19 protein-coding genes are annotated in these 18,800 nt (G+C 61.4%); all 19 read right to left on the minus strand.

Annotated features, from left to right (window positions below; all coding sequences use genetic code 11):
• Positions 1-6: 6 nt before the first annotated feature.
• The 19 genes from J3P86_RS18675 to J3P86_RS18765 all read right to left on the minus strand — a co-directional run bounded on the left by J3P86_RS18675 (position 7) and on the right by J3P86_RS18765 (position 18,727).
• A complete protein-coding gene (locus J3P86_RS18675) occupies positions 7-2,256 on the minus strand; it encodes a chemotaxis protein CheA (RefSeq protein ID WP_434698604.1) in 2,250 nt (749 codons plus the stop codon).
• Between the two features lie 30 nt (positions 2,257-2,286).
• The gene (locus J3P86_RS18680; protein WP_434629252.1) at positions 2,287-3,072 is read right to left on the minus strand and encodes a protein phosphatase CheZ; all 786 of its coding nucleotides are present in this window, start codon (positions 3,070-3,072) and stop codon (positions 2,287-2,289) included.
• Between the two features lie 18 nt (positions 3,073-3,090).
• Positions 3,091-3,462 (minus strand): chemotaxis response regulator CheY, encoded by a 372-nt coding sequence (locus J3P86_RS18685; protein WP_003183998.1) that lies wholly within the window; start codon positions 3,460-3,462, stop codon positions 3,091-3,093.
• A 167-nt stretch (positions 3,463-3,629) separates the two neighbouring features.
• Positions 3,630-4,373: an RNA polymerase sigma factor FliA gene (gene fliA, locus J3P86_RS18690; protein WP_014337177.1), complete on the minus strand. Its 744-nt coding sequence runs from the start codon at positions 4,371-4,373 to the stop codon at positions 3,630-3,632.
• Entirely contained in the window at positions 4,370-5,200 is an 831-nt protein-coding gene (fleN, locus tag J3P86_RS18695) for a flagellar synthesis regulator FleN (protein ID WP_003184001.1), read from the minus strand. Before fleN ends, fliA begins: the two co-directional genes overlap by 4 nt.
• Positions 5,201-5,316: 116 nt before the next feature.
• Positions 5,317-6,666 (minus strand): flagellar biosynthesis protein FlhF, encoded by a 1,350-nt coding sequence (gene flhF, locus J3P86_RS18700; protein ID WP_434629250.1) that lies wholly within the window; start codon positions 6,664-6,666, stop codon positions 5,317-5,319.
• 11 nt (positions 6,667-6,677) lie between these two features.
• Complete coding sequence (flhA, locus tag J3P86_RS18705; RefSeq protein WP_434656490.1) at positions 6,678-8,807, minus strand: flagellar biosynthesis protein FlhA; 2,130 nt, start codon at positions 8,805-8,807, stop codon at positions 6,678-6,680.
• Between the two features lie 417 nt (positions 8,808-9,224).
• Positions 9,225-10,361 carry a flagellar biosynthesis protein FlhB gene (gene flhB, locus J3P86_RS18710; RefSeq protein WP_434629248.1) on the minus strand — a complete coding sequence of 379 codons (1,137 nt, stop codon included), beginning with the start codon at positions 10,359-10,361 and terminating at the stop codon, positions 9,225-9,227.
• A gap of 3 nt (positions 10,362-10,364) precedes the next feature.
• On the minus strand, positions 10,365-11,141 hold the full coding sequence (gene fliR, locus J3P86_RS18715) for a flagellar biosynthetic protein FliR (protein ID WP_370871115.1): 777 nt from the start codon (positions 11,139-11,141) through the stop codon (positions 10,365-10,367).
• 10 nt (positions 11,142-11,151) lie between these two features.
• Complete coding sequence (gene fliQ / locus J3P86_RS18720; protein ID WP_024618176.1) at positions 11,152-11,421, minus strand: flagellar biosynthesis protein FliQ; 270 nt, start codon at positions 11,419-11,421, stop codon at positions 11,152-11,154.
• Between the two features lie 23 nt (positions 11,422-11,444).
• Positions 11,445-12,194: a flagellar type III secretion system pore protein FliP gene (gene fliP, locus J3P86_RS18725; protein ID WP_434572641.1), complete on the minus strand. Its 750-nt coding sequence runs from the start codon at positions 12,192-12,194 to the stop codon at positions 11,445-11,447.
• A complete protein-coding gene (gene fliO / locus J3P86_RS18730) occupies positions 12,194-12,631 on the minus strand; it encodes a flagellar biosynthetic protein FliO (RefSeq protein ID WP_434629246.1) in 438 nt (145 codons plus the stop codon). The genes fliP and fliO overlap by 1 nt, the downstream gene beginning before the upstream one ends.
• Positions 12,632-13,090: a flagellar motor switch protein FliN gene (gene fliN, locus J3P86_RS18735; RefSeq protein WP_305499620.1), complete on the minus strand. Its 459-nt coding sequence runs from the start codon at positions 13,088-13,090 to the stop codon at positions 12,632-12,634.
• Between the two features lie 71 nt (positions 13,091-13,161).
• Positions 13,162-14,130, minus strand: a complete 969-nt coding sequence (gene fliM, locus J3P86_RS18740; protein WP_053120288.1) for a flagellar motor switch protein FliM — start codon at positions 14,128-14,130, stop codon at positions 13,162-13,164.
• A gap of 9 nt (positions 14,131-14,139) precedes the next feature.
• A complete protein-coding gene (gene fliL / locus J3P86_RS18745) occupies positions 14,140-14,643 on the minus strand; it encodes a flagellar basal body-associated protein FliL (protein WP_434572638.1) in 504 nt (167 codons plus the stop codon).
• 232 nt (positions 14,644-14,875) lie between these two features.
• Complete coding sequence (locus tag J3P86_RS18750; RefSeq protein ID WP_434698605.1) at positions 14,876-16,246, minus strand: flagellar hook-length control protein FliK; 1,371 nt, start codon at positions 16,244-16,246, stop codon at positions 14,876-14,878.
• 87 nt (positions 16,247-16,333) lie between these two features.
• Positions 16,334-16,678, minus strand: coding sequence for an Hpt domain-containing protein (locus tag J3P86_RS18755; protein ID WP_434629241.1), 345 nt, complete (start codon positions 16,676-16,678; stop codon positions 16,334-16,336).
• 31 nt (positions 16,679-16,709) lie between these two features.
• On the minus strand, positions 16,710-18,416 hold the full coding sequence (locus J3P86_RS18760) for an ATP-binding SpoIIE family protein phosphatase (RefSeq protein WP_434629239.1): 1,707 nt from the start codon (positions 18,414-18,416) through the stop codon (positions 16,710-16,712).
• A gap of 5 nt (positions 18,417-18,421) precedes the next feature.
• A complete protein-coding gene (locus J3P86_RS18765; protein WP_434601464.1) occupies positions 18,422-18,727 on the minus strand; it encodes an STAS domain-containing protein in 306 nt (101 codons plus the stop codon).
• Positions 18,728-18,800 lie beyond the last annotated feature (73 nt).

Genomic DNA, 18,800 nt, shown 5'->3' on the forward strand with positions numbered 1-18,800 from the left:
CCAGAATCAAATACGCCGGGCGGCGTAGCGCTTGAGCATGCTAGGCACATCGAGAATCAACGCGATGCGGCCGTCGCCGGTGATGGTGGCGCCGGACATGCCCGGGGTGCCTTGGAGCATCTTGCCCAACGGCTTGATGACCACTTCTTCCTGGCCCACCAGTTGGTCGACGACGAAGCCGATCCGCTGGGTGCCCACCGAAAGGATCACCACGTGGCCCTCGCCCTGCTCGACATGAGCGGCGGAGCTGACCAGCCAGCGCTTGAGGTAGAACAGCGGCAGCGCCTTGTCCCGTACGATGACCACTTCCTGGCCGTCGACCACGTTGGTGCGCGACAGGTCGAGGTGGAAGATCTCGTTGACGTTGACCAGCGGGAAGGCGAAGGCCTGGTTGCCCAGCATCACCATCAGGGTCGGCATGATCGCCAGGGTCAACGGGACCTTGATGACGATTTTCGAGCCCTGGCCCTTGGTCGAGTAGATGTTGATCGAGCCGTTGAGCTGGGAAATCTTGGTTTTCACCACGTCCATGCCCACGCCACGACCCGACACGTCGGAAATCTCGGTCTTGGTCGAGAAGCCCGGAGCGAAAATCAGGTTGTAGCACTCGGTGTCGCTCAGGCGGTCGGCCGCGTCCTTGTCCATCACGCCGCGTTTCACCGCGATCGCCCGGAGTACGTGCGGGTCCATGCCCTTGCCGTCGTCGGAGATCGACAGCAGGATGTGGTCGCCCTCCTGCTCGGCGGCCAGGATCACCTTGCCGCTGCGGACCTTGCCCGAGGCCTCGCGCTCTTCCGGCGACTCGATGCCGTGGTCGACCGCGTTGCGCACCAAGTGGACCAGCGGGTCGGCCAGGGCCTCGACAAGGTTCTTGTCGAGGTCGGTCTCTTCACCCACCAGCTCCAGGTTGATTTCTTTCTTGAGCTGGCGAGCCAGGTCACGAACCAGGCGCGGGAAGCGCCCGAAGACTTTCTTGATCGGCTGCATCCGGGTCTTCATGACCGCGGTCTGCAGGTCAGCCGTGACCACGTCGAGGTTCGACACGGCCTTGGACATCGCTTCGTCCTGGCTGTTGAGGCCCAGGCGCACCAGGCGGTTACGCACCAGCACCAGTTCGCCAACCATGTTCATGATTTCGTCCAGGCGCGCGGTGTCGACCCGAACGGTGGTCTCGGCTTCGCTGGCCGGTTTCTCCGCAGGCGGCGCAGACGGCGCACGGGCTGGGGCCGGCGCTGCGGCGGCGGCAGGCTTGGGTGTCTCGGCCTTCGGCTCCGGTGCCTTGGCAGCGGGCTTGGGCGCGGCTTTGGCGGCAGGCGCAGCAGTGGCGGCGGCAGGCGCGGCGGTGGCCGTGCCGACTTCGCTGAACTTGCCCTTGCCGTGCAATTCGTCGAGCAGGGATTCGAATTCGTGGTCGCTGATCAGGTCGCCACCGGCGGCGGCCGCGGTTGGCTTGGCCGGGGCTGGCGCAGCAGCGATGGCCGAATCCAGCGCATCGACGGCAAAGGTGCCCTTGCCGTGCAACTGGTCGAGCAATGCTTCGAATTCGTCGTCGGTGATGTCGGAGTTATCCCCCGCAGCCTTTGGCGCGGCCGGGGCCGCCGGGGCGGCAACGGCATCAGGGGCGAACTGGCCCTTGCCGTGGAGCTGGTCGAGCAACGACTCGAACTCGGCGTCGGTGATTTCATCACTGCCTGGGGCAGCAGCGGCGGCTGGCGCAGCGGGTGCGGCCGGAGCCTCGGCCTGGGCCTTGACGGCACTCAGCGAGTCCAGCAGCGATTCAAATTCGTGGTCGGTAATGTCACCCGATTCCTCGGCAACCGGCTCTTCAGCCACAGCCTCGGCAACCGGCGCGGCTTCGTCAGCCGACTGCGGCTCGGCCAGCCGCGCCAATGCAGCAAGCAGCTCAGGCGTGGCGGGGGTGATCGGCGAACGCTCGCGCACTTCGCTGAACATGCTGTTGACCGCATCCAGCGCTTCGAGCACGACGTCCATCAATTCCGAGTCAACGCGACGCTCACCCTTGCGCAGGATGTCGAACACGTTTTCGGCAATGTGGCAGCACTCCACCAGCTCATTGAGCTGGAGGAAGCCGGCGCCTCCTTTTACAGTGTGGAAACCGCGAAAAATTGCATTGAGCAGATCCGCATCATCAGGTCGGCTTTCCAGCTCGACCAGCTGTTCGGACAGTTGCTCTAGAATCTCGCCGGCCTCAACCAGGAAATCCTGAAGGATCTCTTCATCGGCGCCGAAGCTCATTAATGGCTGCTCCTAAAATAGGGCTAAAACTCAAAATCCAAGGCTGGACAGCAAATCGTCCACATCGTCCTGACCGGACACAACGTCTTCTCTTTTATCGGCATGAATCTGCGGACCTTCACCCTGAGAGAGATGTTTTTGTGGATCTTTTTCAGCAAGCATCGCCTCACGGTCGTGTTCGATGCCGGCAAAGCGATCGACCTGGCTGGCCATGAGCACCAGTTTGAGCAAATTGCTTTCCACTTCGGTGACCAACTGGGTCACGCGCTTGATCACCTGGCCTGTCAGGTCCTGGTAGTCCTGGGCCAGCAGGATGTCATTGAGATTGCTCGCCACGGCGCGGTTTTCGCTGCTGCTGCGCGTCAGGAAACCGTCGACCCGACGGGCCAGCTCGCGAAACTCCTCGGCACCGACTTCGCGACGCATGAAGCGCCCCCAATCGGTACTCAACGCCTGGGCTTCCTCGCTCAGGCCGTTGACCAGGGGCGTAGCGCTTTCCACCAGGTCCATGGTGCGGTTGGCCGCGGCTTCGGTCAGCTTGACCACATACCCCAGGCGCTCGGTGGCGTCGGTGATCTGCGAGACTTCCTCGGCCTGTGGCATGTTAGGATCGATCTGGAAATTGACGATCGCGCTGTGCAGTTCACGGGTGAGCTTGCCGACTTCCTGGTACAGACCGCGGTCACGGGTCTGGTTGAGCTCATGAATCATTTGAACCGCGTCACCGAAGCGGCCCTTTTCAAGGCTGTCGACCAGTTCGCGGGCATGTTTTTTCAGGGTCGATTCGAAATCGCCCATTGAAGATTCGTTGTCCATAGCTCCCCCGTGGCGCCGTTAACCGATGCGTTCGAAGATTTTTTCGATCTTCTCTTTCAACGCCTGGGCCGTGAAGGGTTTGACCACATAGCCGTTTACACCGGCCTGGGCCGCTTCGATGATCTGCTCGCGCTTGGCTTCGGCGGTGACCATCAGCACCGGCAGGTGCTTGAGTTTTTCATCGGCGCGCACGTGGCGCAGCAAGTCGATACCGGTCATGCCGGGCATGTTCCAGTCAGTCACCAGAAAGTCGATGCTCCCGCTGTTGAGGACTGGAATGGCAGTGGTGCCATCGTCAGCCTCGACCGTGTTGGTGAACCCGAGGTCACGCAACAGGTTTTTTATGATCCGCCGCATCGTTGAGAAGTCATCAACGATGAGGATTTTCATGTTCTTGTCCAATTCGACCTCCAAGCAGTCTTAAACGCGCCCAGCACCTGGACGCGCCATTTCAATCAATCCGGCACAACACTCGACAACTGTATGGAGTCCCACGGATGGAGACTGGCCCGGCACATGCCATGCCAGCCCCGCTCGCAGCGTCCCCACACTGCCTGTCAGCGCGCTCGCCACTCCCCCAAACGCCCCCGCAAGCGGGCCGCGCACTGGCTGTGTAACTGGCTGACCCGCGATTCGCTGACCCCCAGGACCTCACCGATTTCCTTGAGATTCAGCTCTTCGTCGTAGTACAGCGCCAAGACCAGTCGCTCACGCTCCGGCAAATTGGCAATCGCATCCGCCAGCGCGCTCTGGAAACGTTCGTCTTCCAGGTCACGCGACGGCTCCATGTGAGCACTCGCATTGTCCTCGTGCAGCCCTTCGTGCTCGCCGTCCTGCAAAAGGTCGTCGAAACTGAACAGGCGGCTGCCCAAGGTATCGTTCAAAATCCCGTAATAATCATCGAGACTCAACTGGAGTTCGGCCGCAACTTCATGATCTTTAGCGTCACGCCCGGTTTTAGCTTCAATCGCACGGATCGCGTCACTGACCATACGGGTATTGCGGTGCACCGAACGCGGCGCCCAGTCGCCCTTGCGGACTTCATCGAGCATCGCTCCGCGAATCCGGATACCGGCATACGTCTCGAAACTGGCGCCCTTGCTCGCGTCGTATTTGTTCGACACTTCGAGCAGGCCGATCATGCCCGCCTGGATCAAGTCTTCGACCTGGACGCTGGCCGGCAAGCGTGCCAGCAAGTGATAGGCGATGCGCTTGACCAACGGCGCATAACGCTCGATCAGTTCGTACTGGGCGTCCCGTGCCGATTTTTTGTAGAGATGGTTGTAACCGCTGGCTGTCATAACACGGGCCCTGCCGTTTGTTGCACGAGACGCTCGACGAAAAATTCCAGATGCCCGCGAGGGTTGGCCGGCAGCGGCCAGGTATCGACCTTCTGGGCGATAGCCTTGAACGCCAGCGCGCATTTGGAACGTGGAAAAGCTTCATAGACGGCACGTTGCTTCTGGACAGCCTTGCGTACACTTTCGTCGTAAGGCACTGCGCCGACATATTGTAGGGCGACGTCCAGGAAGCGATCCGTGACCTTCGTCAACTTGGCGAACAGGTTGCGTCCTTCCTGCGGGCTCTGGGCCATGTTGGCCAGGACGCGGAAGCGGTTCATGCCATAGTCGCGGTTGAGCAGTTTGATCAGGGCGTAGGCATCGGTGATGGAGGTCGGTTCGTCACAGACCACCAGCAGGACTTCCTGGGCGGCGCGGACAAAACTGACCACCGAGTCACCGATACCGGCGGCCGTGTCGATCACCAGCACATCGAGGTTGTCGCCGATGTCGCTGAAAGCCTGGATCAGGCCGGCGTGCTGCGCCGGCGTCAGGTGAACCATGCTTTGGGTACCGGAGGCGGCCGGCACGATGCGAATCCCGCCAGGCCCCTGCAGGAGCACGTCGCGCAGTTCGCAGCGGCCTTCGATCACGTCCGCCAGCGTGCGCTTGGGAGTGAGCCCCAGCAGCACGTCGACGTTCGCCAGGCCCAGGTCGGCGTCCAGCAGCATGACCCGTCGGCCAAGCTCTGCCAGAGCCAGGGACAAGTTCACTGACACGTTAGTCTTCCCGACGCCACCTTTGCCGCCGGTCACCGCGATCACCTGTACGGGATGCATGCTGCCCATGTTCGTTCTTTACCTTGTCTTACTTAGACGGAGGCCACATTACTGGCTGCGCGTTCGCATACGGAACAATGCATGGCAGACCATCGATGTAGGTACAAAAAATATTCATGATTACCTCAGCCGACCTGCTTGGTCGGGCTGTGGTAGATGTCAGCGAACATGTCAGCCATGGCTTCGTCGCTGGGTTCTTCCTGCATTTGCACACTCACGGCACGACTGACCAGTTGATGACGGCGCGGCAGATGCAAATCATCCGGGATCCGCGGCCCGTCGGTCAGGTAGGCCACCGGTAGTTCATGACCGATCGCCAGGCTCAACACCTCGCCCAGGCTTGCCGTTTCGTCCAGCTTGGTCAGGATGCAACCGGCCAGCCCGCAGCGTTTGTAGCTGTGGTATGCGGCGGTTAGAACCTGTTTCTGGCTGGTGGTTGCCAACACGAGATAATTTTTTGACTTGATGCCACGCCCGGCCAGGCTTTCCAGCTGCATGCGCAGGGCCGGATCGCTGGCTTGCAGGCCGGCGGTGTCGATCAGCACGACGCGCTTGCGCAGCAGTGGTTCCAGCGCCTGGGCCAGCGATTGGCCCGGATCCACATGGGTCACCGACACATTGAGGATCCGGCCCAGGGTCTTGAGTTGCTCCTGGGCGCCGATGCGGAAACTGTCCATGCTCACCAGGGCGATGCTCTGGGCGCCGTACTTGAGTACATAACGGGCGGCGAGCTTGGCCAGGGTGGTGGTCTTGCCCATGCCGGCCGGGCCGACCATGGCAATTACCCCGCCCTCTTCCAGCGGCTCGACTTCCGGCGTGGCGATCATCCGCGCCAGGTGCGCCAACAACATGCGCCAGGCCTGGCGAGGCTCTTCGATATCGTTGATCAGTGCCAGCAGGTCGCGGGACAACGGGCCGGACAAGCCGATGCGTTGCAGGCGACGCCACAGGTTGGCCTGGGCCGGACGGCTGCCTTGCAGCTGGTTCCAGGCCAACGAGCCAAGCTGGACTTCCATCAGCTCACGCAGGCTGTTGAGTTCAAAGCGCATCGAGTCCAGGGCACGTGGGTCGACACCCGCGGCTGGCGCGGCTGGCGCCGGTGCCGGACGACGCGGCTCGGCCTGGGCTGGCTCGATCAGCGGTTCGGCAGCGGTCAGCGGCAGGCCGGCCGTCAGTGGCTGGCCGGCGAACAATTGACGATTGGTCCCCGCGCTGCCTTCGCCTTCGCTGCTGCGCAGGCTCAGTTCGGCCTGGGCGCTGGCGATGCGCGACTGGGTCTTGCGCAGCTCATCCTCAAGCTCCATGTTCGGAACCCGCGGGGCCAGCGCCGACAATTTGTAATCCAGGGCAGCCGTCAGCTCGACACCGCCGGCGATCCGGCGATTACCGATGATGGCTGCTTCAGCGCCCAGCTCGTCACGTACCAGCTTCATGGCCTGACGCATATCGGCGGCAAAAAAACGCTTCACTTGCATAAACCACTACCTCAGCCGTTGGGCCCTACTGTCGCAACGATGGTCACTTGCTTGTTGTCCGGTATTTCCTGGTACGCCAGCACATGCAGCCCCGGGACCGCGAGGCGACCGAATCGCGAGAGCATCGCGCGAATCGGACCGGCCACCAGCAGGATCACCGGTTGGCCTTGCATCTCTTGCCGCTGGGCTGCGTCGATCAACGAACGCTGCAGCTTCTCGGCCATGCTTGGCTCCAGCAGAACACCCTCTTCCGAGCCTTGTCCTGCCTTCTGCAGACTATTGAGCAATATCTGTTCCAACCTTGGCTCCAGAGTGATCACAGGCAGCTCAGACTCAGTGCCTACAATGCTTTGGACGATTGCGCGGGATACGCCGACCCGCACCGCAGCGACCAACGCGGCGGTATCTTGACTCTTCGAAGCGTTGTTGGCGATGGCTTCGGCGATACTGCGAATGTCGCGCACCGGGACCTGTTCGGCCAACAGCGCCTGCAACACCTTGAGCAACTGCGACAGCGACACCACGCCCGGCACCAGCTCCTCGGCCAGTTTTGGCGAGCCTTTGGCCAGTACTTGCAGCAATTGCTGGACTTCCTCGTGACCGATCAGCTCGCTGGAGTGCTTGTACAAAATCTGGTTCAAGTGGGTCGCCACCACGGTGCTGGCGTCTACCACGGTATAACCGAGCGATTGCGCCTGGGCCCGCTGGCTGATTTCGATCCACACCGCTTCCAGGCCGAAAGCCGGATCCTTGGCGGTAATACCGTTGAGCGAACCGTAGACCTGTCCTGGGTTGATCGCCAGCTCGCGGTCGGGATAGATCTCCGCTTCGGCCAGGATCACGCCCATGAGCGTCAGGCGATAGGCGCTCGGGGCCAGATCGAGGTTGTCGCGGATATGCACGGTGGGCATCAGGAAGCCCAGGTCCTGGGACAGCTTCTTGCGCACGCCCTTGATCCGGGCCAGCAGTTGACCACCCTGGTTGCGGTCGACCAGCGGGATCAGGCGGTAGCCGACTTCCAGGCCGATCATGTCGATCGGCGTCACATCGTCCCAACCCAACTCCTTGGTTTCCATGGCCCGCGCCGGCGATGGCAGCAGTTCCTGCTGACGCTTGACCTCCTCCAGCGCCTGGACCTTTTGCCCGTTCTGCTTTTTCCAGAACAGGTAGGCGCCACCAGCAGCCAGGGCAGCCATGCTCAGGAACGACACGTGGGGCATGCCCGGCACGATACCCATCACCGCCATCAGGCCGGCCGCCACGGCCAGGGCCTTGGGCGAAGCGAACATCTGGCGATTGATTTGCTTGCCCATGTCTTCGGAGCCCGAAGCACGGGTCACCATGATCGCGGCAGCTGTGGATAACAACAGTGATGGCAATTGCGCCACCAAACCGTCACCGATGGTCAGCAAGGCGTAAACCCTGCCAGCGTCACCGAACGTCATACCGTGCTGGAAGATACCGACGGCCATGCCGCCGATGAGGTTGATGAACAGGATCAGCAGGCCGGCGATGGCGTCGCCACGCACGAACTTGCTCGCACCGTCCATGGAACCGTAGAACTCGGCCTCCTGAGCCACGTCAAGACGACGAGCCTTGGCCTGGTTCTGATCGATCAGGCCGGCGTTGAGGTCAGCGTCGATCGCCATCTGCTTGCCGGGCATCGCATCGAGGGTGAAACGTGCGCTCACCTCGGAAATCCGCCCGGCACCCTTGGTCACCACGACGAAGTTGATGATCATCAGGATGGCGAAAACCACGATACCGACCACGTAGTTACCGCCGATCACCACTTCACCGAAGGCCTGGATCACCTTACCGGCGGCAGCGTGGCCGTCCTGGCCGTGGAGCATGACCACGCGAGTGGACGCCACGTTCAGCGCCAGGCGCATCAGCGTCGCCACCAGCAGGATGGTCGGGAACACCGCGAAATCCAGCGGCCGCAAGGCGTATACGCAGACCAGCAGTACCACGATGGACAGCGCAATGTTGAACGTGAAGAACACGTCGAGCAGGAACGGGGGTATCGGCAGCATCATCATGGCGAGCATGACCAGCAGCAACAGCGGCACACCCAGATTCCCCCGGCTGAGGTCGGCTACGTTGCTGCGTGCGGTGCTGAATAACTGAGAGCGATCCACCAATATTCCCCGTTCCTGTGAAGCAAGTTTTTGACGCCCGGAGGGGGCGCAGACGGGGTATTGCAAGAAGCTTTCCAACTTTTGCAAAAGCTTGAAATAGAAAGGCCGAAGCGACTTCAACCCTGTAGGAGCGAGCCTGCTCGCGAAAGCGGTTTGTCAATCGACGCCTGTATCAAATGGATGGCCGCATTCGCGAGCAGGCTCGCTCCCACAGGGTAAATGCGGTTCGATTGAGAAATGATGTATCCGTGGCGAGGGAGCTTGCTCCCGCTCGGCTGCGAAGCAGTCGCAAACCGGCGGGTGCGGCGTGTCTGATGCCCCGCATCTGGCGGGTTTTGGGGCCGCTTCGCGGCCCAGCGGGAGCAAGCTCGCTCGCCACGGGTTTGTCGATGCCTTAAGGGAATAGCATCGCCTGACTCAGGAGTCACGCCGCAAATCCGGCGGGATCGGCAGGTCCTTGAGCGGTTCGGGACGCTTGCCCTTGCCGGCGCGGTGCTGGCGGATCTGGTAGACGTAGGCCAGCACCTGGGCCACAGCCAGGTACAGACCTCCGGGAATTTCCTGATCGAGTTCGGTGGAGTAGTAGATCGAGCGCGCCAGCGCCGGCGATTCGAGCAGCATCACTTCGTTGGCAACGGCGATTTCGCGGATTTTCAACGCCAGGAAATCACTGCCCTTGGCCAGCAGCACCGGCGCATTGCCTTTTTCAGGATCGTATTTGAGCGCCACCGCATAGTGGGTCGGGTTGGTGATGACCACGTCGGCATCGGGAATCGCCGCCATCATGCGCCGCTGGGAGGCGTCGCGCTGCAATTGGCGAATCCGCTGCTTGACCTCCGGCTTGCCCTCCGCGTCCTTGTGCTCGTCGCGCACTTCCTGCTTGGTCATCATCAGCTTCTGCTTGCTCTGATAGAGCTGGATCGGCACATCGATGGCAGCGATCAGGATCAGGCCGCAAGACATCCACAACGTGCTCCATCCCACCAGCTGCACGCTATGAATGATGGCCTGTTCCAGCGGTTGATGGGCGATGCGCAGCAGATCGTCGATGTCGCCCTCCAGCACCACCAACGCGACGGACAGGACCAGCAGGAACTTGCCGAAAGCCTTGAGCAGCTCCACCAGCGCCGTGGTGGAAAACATGCGCTTGATGCCGGCGGCCGGGTTCATCCGGCTGAACTTAGGTGCCAGGCTGCCGGCGGCGAAGAGCCATCCGCCCAGGGAAATCGGGCCGATGAATGCCGCCAACAATAAAAAAATCAGCACGGGCTGCATCGCCAGAAGCGCGATCTTGCCCGAATGCAGCAGGTACTGCGTCATGGCGCCAGGGGTCAGCAATACTTCCCGAGGCAAGGAAAAATTCAGGCGCATGATTTCCAGCAGTTCCAGCGCCAGCCCGCCGCCATAGATCAGCAAGCCGCCAGCGCCGGCGAGCATGATCGCCAGGGTGTTGAGCTCCTTGGAACGGGCGATCTCACCCTTCTCGCGGGACTCCCTGGTGCGTTTCTCCGTGGGGTCTTCTGTCTTGTCCTGACCGCTTTCGCTCTCAGCCATGGTTCAGCGCGCCTGTGCCATGTCGCGTAGCAGCTGCAAGGCCTGAGTCGCCAACGGCTGATACTGGTTGAGAATATCCCCCAGGCTGACCCAGAAGATCACCATGCCCAGCACCAGCGTGAGGGGGAAGCCGATGGAAAAAATGTTCAGCTGCGGCGCCGCGCGGGTCATCACGCCAAAAGCGATGTTGACCACCAGCAGCGCGGTGATGGCTGGCAATACCAGCAGCATCGCCGCCCCCAGGACCCAGCCGAGCTTGCCGGCGATGTCCCAGAAATGATTGACCAGCATCGCACTGCCCACCGGCATTGTGGTGAAGCTCTCGGTGAGCACTTCAAACACCACCAGATGCCCGTTCATGGCGAGGAACAGCAACGTCACCAGCATCGTCAGGAACTGCCCGATGACCGCGGTGTTGACGCCGTTGGTGGGGTCGATCATGGAGGCGAACGCCATGCCCATCTGGATCGAAATGATTTGCCCGGCCACCACGAACGCCTGGAAGAACAGCTGCAGTGAAAACCCCAGCAGGACACCAATGAGGATCTGCTCGGCCACCAGCATCAGCGCACTGAGGTCAAGGGCATTGACCGGCGGCATCGGCGGCAGTCCGGGCGCGATGACCACGGTGATTGCCACAGCCAGGTACAGGCGCACACGGCCTGGCACCAGGGTCGTGCCGAAGACCGGCATGCTCATCAGAACGGCGGTGACGCGAAACAGCGGCAGGATAAACGACGCCACCCAGCTGCTGATCTGGGTGTCCGTCAGTTCGAGCATCGACATCGGGTCAGCCGATCAACTGGGGAATACTGCCGTACAGCTGCAGGATGTATTCCATGAAGGTTTGCACCAGCCACGGGCCGGCGACGATCAGCGTTACCAGCATCACCAGCAGGCGCGGCAGGAAGCTCAGGGTCTGTTCGTTGATCTGCGTGGCGGCCTGGAACATCGCCACCAGCAAGCCCACCAGCAGGCTCGGAATCACCAGGATGGCAACCATCACGGTGGTCAGCCAGAGTGCTTCGCGGAACAGGTCTACCGCTACTTCAGGCGTCATGTCGTGCTACCCGCGCAAGTGGTCTAAACACCGCCGAAACTGCCCGCCAGCGTGCCGATGATCAAGGCCCAGCCATCCACCAGCACGAACAGCATGATCTTGAACGGCAGCGAAATGATCAGCGGTGACAGCATCATCATACCCATCGCCATGAGGATACTGGCGACCACCAGGTCGATGATCAGGAACGGGATGAAGATCATGAAACCGATCTGGAACGCCGTTTTCAGCTCGGACGTCACGAACGCTGGCACCAGGATGGTCAATGGGGCCTGGTCGGGGCTGGCGATGTCGGTGCGCTTGGACAGGCGCATGAACAACTCCAAGTCGCTGCTGCGAGTCTGGGCGAGCATGAAATCCTTGATCGGCACCTGGGCCCTGGCCACCGCGTCCTGGGCGCTGAGGGTTTCGGCCAGGTAGGGTTGCAGCGCATCACGGTTCACCCGGTCGAAGACTGGCGCCATGATGAACATGGTGAGGAACAACGCCATGCCCGTGAGGATCTGGTTCGACGGCGTCTGCTGCAAACCCAGGGCCTGGCGCAGGATCGAAAAGACAATGATGATCCGGGTGAAACTGGTCATCAGCATGACGAACGCCGGGATGAAACTCAGCGCGGTCATGATCAGCAGAATCTGCAGGCTGACCGAATACTCCTGAGCCCCTTCGGCGTTGGTGCCCAACGTGATCGCCGGAATCGACAACGGGTCGGCGGCAAACGCCAACGGTGCAGCCAGCAACAGGGCCAGCGCCAACAGAATGCGCAACGGCATTACTTTTTATCCTTCTGATCTTTACCCAGCAGTTCCATGAGCCGCTGGGCAAATTCGGGGGCGGCCTGCTCGGTGGCGGGCACCTGCACCGGCTCCTTGAGAACGTGCAAAGCGGTGATCGTGCCAGGGCTCAGGCCGAGCAGGATCTGCTCGTTGCCAACTTGCACCAGCACCAGCCGATCCCGCGGGCCGAGCGCGCGGGAACTGATGATGTCGATGACCTGGCCTTTGCCGGCAGGCCCCGCCTGTTGCACCCGCCGCAGCATCCACGCGAGGAAAAAAATCAACCCGAGCACCACGAGCAGGCCCAGCACCAACTGCGCCAATTGCCCGGCCATGCTGCCGCCACTTGCCGGCGCAACCGCCGCCGTGGCCGCGGGCTCGGCCGCCAGCACGCTGAACGGCAGCATCAAGGCTGCGGCGAGAAAGCCTTTCATTCAGCGCAGCTTCTTGATGCGTTCGCTCGGGCTGATCACGTCCGTCAGGCGAATGCCGAACTTCTCGTTGACCACCACCACTTCGCCATGGGCGATCAGGGTACCGTTGACCAGTACGTCCAGCGGTTCACCGGCCAGGCGATCCAGTTCGATCACCGAGCCCTGGTTGAGCTGCAACAGGTTGCGGATGTTGATGTCGGTGCTGCCCACTTCCATGGAAATCGACACCGGGATGTCGAGAATCACGTCCAGGTTCGGCCCGTCGAGGGTGACTTGCTCATTGCTTTTCGGCACGCTGCCAAACTCTTCCATCTGCATGCGATTGGAAGCGTGGTTGCCGGTATCGGCGGCCAGCAGCGCATCGATATCGGCCTGCCCGGCGTCGCCGGTTTCTTCCAGGGCCGCAGCCCATTCGTCGGCCAGCGCCTGGTCATCCTGGGTATTCATATCGTCAGCCATCATGTTTCCTCGGCGGGCAAGAAGCGGTAAAAAACTAGAAATCCGTTACAAACTTAAGCGATTGACAGCACTCAGCGGCGTTCGATCGGCTCGATCACTTGCAACGCGAGGTTGCCTTTGTGAGAGCCCATCTTGACCTTGAAGGCCGGCACGCCATTGGCGCGCATGATCATGTCTTCCGGCATCTCGACGGGGATGATGTCCCCCGGCTGCATATGCAGGATGTCCCGCAGGCGCAGCTGGCGCCGGGCAACCGTCGCGCCGATCGGCACGTCGACGTCCAGCACGTCCTGGCGCAACGCATTGATCCAGCGCTCGTCCTGGTCGTCGAGGTCCGACTGGAAACCGGCGTCGAGCATTTCGCGCACCGGCTCGATCATCGAGTACGGCATGGTCACGTGCAGGTCGCCGCCGCCACCGTCGAGTTCGATGTGGAAAGTCGACACGACAATGGCTTCGCTCGGACCGACGATGTTGGCCATGGCCGGGTTCACTTCCGAGTTGATGTACTCGAAGTTGACTTCCATGATCGCCTGCCAGGCTTCCTTCAAGTCGATGAAAGCCTGCTCCAGCACCATGCGCACGACGCGCAGCTCGGTCGGCGTGAATTCGCGGCCTTCGATCTTGGCGTGACGGCCGTCACCGCCGAAGAAGTTATCCACCAGCTTGAACACCAGCTTGGCGTCAAGGATGAACAGTGCAGTGCCGCGCAACGGCTTGATCTTCACCAGGTTGAGACTGGTGGGCACGTACAGCGAGTGCACATATTCGCCGAATTTCATCACCTGCACGCCACCGACGGCCACGTCGGCCGAACGGCGCAGCATGTTGAACATGCTGATGCGGGTGTAACGGGCAAAACGCTCGTTGATCATTTCCAGGGTCGGCATGCGTCCGCGAACGATGCGATCCTGGCTGGTCAGGTCGTAGCTTTTGACGCTGCCCGGTTCAGCAGCGTTTTCGGTCTGCACCAGGCCGTCGTCGACACCATGCAACAGCGCGTCGATTTCGTCCTGGGACAACAAGTCCTGCACGGCCATGTCGTGTTCCTACTGCAATACGAAGTTAGTGAAGAGCAACTGTTCGATCACCACTTTGCCAAGCTCTTTCTGAGCCACTTCCTGAACGCTGGCCGTGGCTTTCTGACGCAGCATTTCCTGGCCGACCGGAGTGGCCAGGGTGTCGAAACTCTGTCCAGAGAACAGCATCACCAGGTTATTGCGAATCAGCGGCATGTGCACCCGCAGCGCTTCCAGGTCAGCCTGGTTGCGGCCCAGCAGGGTGATGCTCACCTGCATGTAGCGCTGGCGACCGTTCTGGGTGTAGTTGGCCACAAATGCGGGAGCCATCGGCTCGAAAATCGCCGGCTGCTTGCCCACCGGCGCGGTCTCCACCACTTCTGCCGGCTTGCTTTGAGCGCTGTGCATGAAATACCAGGTCGCCCCCACGGAAACGCCCATCGCCAGGAGCAAACCCACCACGATCATGATGATCAGCTTGAGTTTGCCTTTGGTTGCGGGGTCTTTTACAGCTGCTGCTTCACTCTTCGCCATGCCAATAATCCGTCGCTAATCGGGGGTTTCACTGTTGCACGGCTTGGCTGGAGCAAGTGTTATGCCAGAAGTGTGTCAGGGCTAAGGATGATGGTCGCTTGCGCTCTTCGGCACCGCATAAACCAATGTGGGAGCGAGCCTGCTCGCGATGGCGCCGGGTCAGCCCCGCAAGGGTGGGTGACAGTGCGCTTTCGCGAGCAGGCTCGCTCCCACAGGAAAATACCACGTTGGATCAGGCGTAGTAGTCGACCGCGCTGGTGCCGATGACGCTGGTGGTGTTGGCCGCCACTTCGGCAACGCTGACCGGCAACTCTTCGTCCACCGAATCCACTCGGCCGCCAGAGGAAGAGCTCGTGCGACCAGCCTGGGCCTGCTGCTGGGCTTGCTGTTCCTGACCCTGGGAGCCACGCGACTGATCCGACACGCTGACGTCGACCTGGCCCATGCCCTGCTGGGCAAAGCTGTCGCGCAGGCGATGCATCTGGCCTTCGAGGGCTTCACGGACGCCGGAATGGGCGCTCATGAACGTGACCTGGGTCTGCTGGTCGGGGACCATGTTCACGCGAATATCCAGGCGCCCCAGCTCGGCCGGCTGCAGTTGGATATCAGCCGCCTTGAGATTGACGCTCGACAGGTACATCACCCGGTTGACCACTTCTTCGGTCCAGCCGCTCTGGTTCATGGCGATGGGCTGGTTGACCGGGACCGCGTTGGCGGTTTTTGGCGTAGCCGCCTGGGTCAATGCCGCCAGGCGGTTGGCGAAATCATCTACCCGCGTGTCGCTGGAGGCGGCGGTCAGATCCTTGAGGCCTTCGTTGAGCAAGCCACTGAACGCCTTCTCACCGCCCTGGCTGCCGGCACTGGTACTGTCCTGGTCGGCTTGTACATTGAGCATGCTCGCCATGCCGGCCGCGAACGTCTGGGCCGACGTCGGCTCGCCATCGACGGACGCTGGCGCTGTTGCCTTGGGCTGCGCCTGGCTGGAAGCGGACACATGGCCGCTCTGCTCCATCGCCAATCGCAACGCCGGCAAGGCGTCGAGCGGATCGGCCTGCGGGTCGAATTCCGGATCGGTCACCGGTGTCGGCGTAGCCGACGTGGCCGAGGCCACCACCGGCGCCGCGACTGCCGCGACGACTGGCGCCTCGGTCGGGCTCACCACAGGCGCGGGCAGCGCCTCGGCAATGACTTCAGGCACGATGACCCCGGGCAGCAAAGCCGGGTCGAGTGTCGGATCGACTGGGGCGGCGTCGGCTACAGGCGTCTCGGCCGTATCGCTATCGTCCTGCGTGGGCTTGTCGTCGGCCGTGGCCGGCTTGTCGGCGGGCAAGGGTTTGCCGCTATCGGCAACCGCCGGCTCAGGAGCGGCAGCCGTGTCGCTGCCTGCATCCTTTTTGACGGTGTTGTCGGAAGCCTTGTCGCGCACAGGCTTAATCTCCGGCTCAAGGGCCGTCGAGGGTTTGACGGGGGCCTGCTTGGCGAAGACCTGGGCGAAACTGGAGGCTTTAGTCCCGGCGTCCGGGCCAGCCGCCAACGGATTGACGGCGGCCTGCGGCTTGGACTGGGTAACGGCCTGAAGGAGTGTATTAGGCGTAACGGGCATGAAATGGTCTCCGCTGCACTGGGATCTTTGATGCAGTCGAGACAGGACAATGCAAGGGATGGGCCAACGCGCCGAACAACAACCTTTTTAACAGTGAAAGCCTTCGCGCTCTTCCTTGCAAAGCTTTCGAACGTAGGTAAATTCGCTGTTGATCTCGCTGACCAATTTTTCGATTCCACGCAGCGAGGGCTGCTTGGCGCGTTGTTCCAGCTCGCCGCACAGTTCAGCCAGGCGGATGGCGCCCATATTGCTGCTACTGCCCTTGAAACTGTGGGCGGTGGCGCTCAATTGCTCGGCGTCCTTGGCCTCAAGCAACACACGCAGGCGTGCCTCGGAATCGTTGAGGAACGTATCCAGCAATTCCGGATACCCTTCCTCCATGACTTCCTTCAACGTGCTGAGCACGTCCCGATCCAGATGAATCTCGCTCACTTGTTCGCTCCTTGATCAAGAATGGCCCCGATTATGCCAGAGCCTCCCAGAAAAACTCCACGCGCGCACTACGACCATCGTCGGACCAACTGGCCTCGTGGCATAGCTGGCGCACCAGGCTGACACCGCGCCCGGATAACCGGTCACGATCCACAGGCCGGGCCAGCACCCGGCTGACATCGAACCCCTGGCCGCTGTCCTCGACCTCAATGACCAGGCGCCCACCCTCCCCTTGGGGAGTCACGTGCAGATGCACGCGGATATGGCCGCTGTCCAGCTCATCCAGACGGATGCCGCGCTCCGTATAGTAGCGGGCAAACCCCGCCGCATCACGCTTGAGACTCGAATCGAGCCCCAGTACGCCGTGTTCCAGCGCGTTGGAATAAAGCTCCGTCAGGACACTGTACAAAGCGCCACTCTGGCCCCTGAGCCCATGGACCTCAAGCAATAACTGCAACAGGTAAGGCATCGGGTTGAAGCGCTTGAGCGTCTGCCCACGGAACTCGAAGCTCACCGACCAATCCAGCGGGCTCGACTGGCCGCTATCGGAATAGACCGGTGGTGGCGGGCTGAGTTGCGTCGGCGCGACCAGCCGCACCTCGACCATGCTGAAGTCGTCGCGGGCCTCGCCGCGAAAATCACCGAGGGCCTGCTGGATATCTTCGAACAGTCGATCGGGCTCGCGGTTGGCCGCAAACACCTGCTGCAACCTTTCCACGCCAAACGGCTGATCATCGCGGTCGCTGGCTTCGATGACGCCGTCAGACAACAGGAATACCCGGTCACCCACCGACATCGGATGCACCTCAGTGCGATCATCAAACAGTTGCGGCGTGAGCACGCCCAACGGCAAGTGGCGCGCCGGCAACGGTGTACGCACGCCGCTGAGGCTGTCATGCAGGTAACCATCGGGCATGCCGCCGTTCCAGACTTCGACAGTGCAGCGCTGGAAGCTCAGGCACAGCAGCGTTGCGCAACAGAACATGTCCACTGGCAGGATGCGCTTGAGCTTGGCATTCATTTCTCGCAGGATCTGCGCCAGGCCGTAGCCTTTCGCGGTCATCCCGTAGAACACTTCAGCCAGTGGCATCGCCCCGACAGCCGCCGGCAAGCCGTGGCCGGTAAAATCCCCAAGCAGGATGTGCATGTCACCAGCCGGGTTGAAGGCGGCCAGCAGCAGATCGCCATTGAACAAGGCATAGGGCGATTGCAGGTAACGGATATTCGGCGCGCTCAGGCAACCGGAGTGGGCAATCTTGTCGAACACCGCCTTGGCAACCCGCTGCTCGTTAAGCAGGTAGTCGTGGTGCCGGGCGATCTGGTCACGTTGCTCGACCACCGTGGCCTGCAACCGACGCAAGCGGTCCATGGCCTTGATCTTGGCAGCCAGGATCACTTGGTTATAGGGCTTGGCGAGGAAATCGTCACCGCCAGCCTCCAGGCAACGGGCCAGCCCTTCGCTTTCAGTCAACGAGGTGAGGAAAATGATCGGAACCAGTTGGTCCCCGGCCAGTTGCTTGATCTGCTGCGCGGCTTCGAAGCCATCCATGACCGGCATCATCGCGTCCATCAGCACCAGGTGCGGACGCTGCTCCCGGTAGACTTCGACCGCCTCGGCGCCATCCGCTGCGGTGAGCACCTGATGGCCTTGACGGCGGACGATGGTCGACAACAGCAGCCGGTCGGCGGCGCTGTCTTCGGCAATCAGGATCGTCAGCGGCTCCGGCGACGATTGCATGGTAATCAACTGATATCGAACAACTTGTCGAAATTGGAAATCGCGAGGATTTTCTTGACGTCGCTGCTGCTGTTGACCACACGGATATCCGACTCGTCGCCACCGGCATGATCGCGCAACAGCAGGAGCATGCCCAAGGCAGAGCTGTCGAGGTAGGTGGCCTTCTTCAAATCCACCACGATAGACTCGGGCTTACTAACGAGTCTCTCGTAGGATTCACGAAACTCCTGATGCCGCCCGAAATCGAAGCGACCTTCAATCGCAATCGTCAATTTTTTCCCATCTTCGGACACTTCAGTTACGACAGACATATTCACTTCCTTGTCGTGGACATATGTGTACAAGGTGTAGCATCAGGTAGAGGTCTGAGCAAGGAATCAAACC

Source organism: Pseudomonas sp. D1-1 (assembly GCF_051132225.1).
GTDB lineage: Bacteria > Pseudomonadota > Gammaproteobacteria > Pseudomonadales > Pseudomonadaceae > Aquipseudomonas.